The 2,948-nt window shown below is 54.6% G+C and carries 2 rRNA genes (1 of these 2 cut by a window edge); both read right to left on the bottom strand.

Features of this window, described 5'->3' with window-relative positions:
- Positions 1 to 99: 99 nt before the first annotated feature.
- Positions 100 to 214, bottom strand: a 5S ribosomal RNA gene (rrf, locus tag H4F98_RS16525).
- Positions 215 to 321: 107 nt separating this feature from the next.
- A 23S ribosomal RNA gene (locus tag H4F98_RS16520) occupies positions 322 to 2,948 on the bottom strand (it continues 252 nt past the right edge of the window).

The raw sequence follows: 2,948 nt of genomic DNA, 5'->3' as shown, positions 1-2,948 counted from the left end.
ACCAATGACCAATGACCAATGACCAATGACCAATGACCAATCACGGCTCCAACAAAGAAGAAGGCCGGTCCCTTTCGGGGACCGGCCTTCGGTGTAAATGTTCAGCGATGTCCTACTCTCGCATGGCTTAGGCCACACTACCATCGGCGCAGCTGCGTTTCACTTCCGAGTTCGGAATGGGATCGGGTGGTACCACAGCGCTATGTTCGCTGAACAAGCTTGTGAAGCAGCGCGTTGCCGCGCCAGCTTGCAAGGGTCGGGAAGTAGCGAAGAGCCGAATGTCGTCGACGTATCGTCGAGTCCAAGGCCACTTGAGGTTATATGGTCAAGCCACACGGATCATTAGTACTGGTTAGCTCAATGCATTGCTGCACTTACACACCCAGCCTATCAACCACCTGGTCTTGATGGTTCCTTCAGGGGAGTCAAGCTCCCGGGAGATCTCATCTTGAGGCGCGCTTCCCGCTTAGATGCTTTCAGCGGTTATCGCTTCCGAACATAGCTACCCGGCAGTGCCACTGGCGTGACAACCGGAACACCAGAGGTTCGTCCACTCCGGTCCTCTCGTACTAGGAGCAGCCCCTCTCAAATCTCCAACGCCCATGGCAGATAGGGACCGAACTGTCTCACGACGTTCTGAACCCAGCTCGCGTACCACTTTAAATGGCGAACAGCCATACCCTTGGGACCGACTACAGCCCCAGGATGTGATGAGCCGACATCGAGGTGCCAAACACCGCCGTCGATATGAACTCTTGGGCGGTATCAGCCTGTTATCCCCGGAGTACCTTTTATCCGTTGAGCGATGGCCCTTCCATACAGAACCACCGGATCACTAAGACCTACTTTCGTACCTGCTTGATCCGTCGATCTCGCAGTCAAGCACGCTTATGCCTTTGCACACAGTGCGCGATGTCCGACCGCGCTGAGCGTACCTTCGTGCTCCTCCGTTACTCTTTGGGAGGAGACCGCCCCAGTCAAACTACCCACCATACACGGTCCCCGACCCGGATTACGGGCCCAGGTTAGAACGTCAAGCACGACAGGGTGGTATTTCAAGGATGGCTCCACCAGAACTGGCGTCCTGGTTTCAAAGCCTCCCACCTATCCTACACAGACGAACTCAACGTTCAGTGTAAAGCTATAGTAAAGGTTCACGGGGTCTTTCCGTCTTGCCACGGGAACGCTGCATCTTCACAGCGATTTCAATTTCACTGAGTCTCGGGTGGAGACAGCGCCGCTGTCGTTACGCCATTCGTGCAGGTCGGAACTTACCCGACAAGGAATTTCGCTACCTTAGGACCGTTATAGTTACGGCCGCCGTTTACCGGGGCTTCGATCAAGAGCTTCGCCTTGCGGCTGACCCCATCAATTAACCTTCCGGCACCGGGCAGGCGTCACACCCTATACGTCCACTTTCGTGTTTGCAGAGTGCTGTGTTTTTGATAAACAGTCGCAGCGGCCTGGTCACTGCGACCCCCGCCAGCTATAGCTCGCACGAGCCACCAGCAGGGGTGCACCTTCTCCCGAAGTTACGGTGCCATGTTGCCTAGTTCCTTCACCCGAGTTCTCTCAAGCGCCTGAGAATTCTCATCCTGCCCACCTGTGTCGGTTTACGGTACGGTCTGCGTAAGCTGAAGCTTAGGAGCTTTTCCTGGAAGCGTGGCATCAATCACTTCGCTCTAATGAGCTCGTCTCGGTGCTCGGTGTTAAAGGAACCCGGATTTGCCTAAGTTCCACACCTACCGCCTTTCCCCGGGACAACCAACGCCCGGTAGACCTAGCCTTCTCCGTCCCTCCATCGCACTTACGCGAGGTGCTGGAATATTAACCAGCTTCCCATCGACTACGCATTTCTGCCTCGCCTTAGGGGCCGACTCACCCTGCGCCGATTAACGTTGCGCAAGGAAACCTTGGGCTTTCGGCGTGCGGGCTTTTCACCCGCATTATCGTTACTCATGTCAGCATTCGCACTTCCGATACCTCCAGCAGACCTCTCGATCTGCCTTCGCAGGCTTACGGAACGCTCCTCTACCGCGCATACAAAGTATGCACCCCAAGCTTCGGTTCAGTGCTTTAGCCCCGTTAAATCTTCCCCGCAGACCGACTCGACCAGTGAGCTATTACGCTTTCTTTAAAGGGTGGCTGCTTCTAAGCCAACCTCCTGGCTGTCTGTGCCTTTCCACATGGTTTTCCACTTAGCACTGAATTTGGGACCTTAGCTGTGGGTCTGGGTTGTTTCCCTTTTCACGACGGACGTTAGCACCCGCCGTGTGTCTCCCATGCAGTCTGTCTTGGTATTCGGAGTTTGCCATGGTTTGGTAAGTCGCAATGACCCCCTAGCCATAACAGTGCTCTACCCCCAAGAAGATTCACATGAGGCGCTACCTAAATAGCTTTCGAGGAGAACCAGCTATCTCCGGGTTCGATTAGCTTTTCACTCCTAATCACACCTCATCCCCTACCTTTGCAACGGGAGTGGGTTCGGGCCTCCAGTTGATGTTACTCAACCTTCACCCTGGGCATGACTAGATCACCCGGTTTCGGGTCTACTGCCCGCGACTATGCGCCCTTATCAGACTCGGTTTCCCTTCGCCTCCCCTATACGGTTAAGCTTGCCACGAACAGTAAGTCGCTGACCCATTATACAAAAGGTACGCAGTCACCCCGAAGGGCTCCTACTGCTTGTACGCACACGGTTTCAGGGTCTATTTCACTCCCTTCACCAGGGTTCTTTTCGCCTTTCCCTCACGGTACTGGTTCACTATCGGTCGGTCAGGAGTATTTAGCCTTGGAGGATGGTCCCCCCATGTTCAGACAGGGTTTCTCGTGCCCCGCCCTACTCGATTTCATCGAATGTGCCCTTTCGCATACAGGGCTATCACCTTTTATAGCCGGACTTTCCAGACCGTTTTGCTAGAACACAATCGACTTAAGGGCTGTTCCCC

Source organism: Marilutibacter spongiae (assembly GCF_014145325.1).
GTDB classification, from domain to species: Bacteria; Pseudomonadota; Gammaproteobacteria; order Xanthomonadales; family Xanthomonadaceae; genus Marilutibacter; species Marilutibacter spongiae.
The sequence above is the reverse complement of the archived record's forward strand: the minus strand, read 5'-3'. Positions and strand labels throughout refer to the sequence as shown.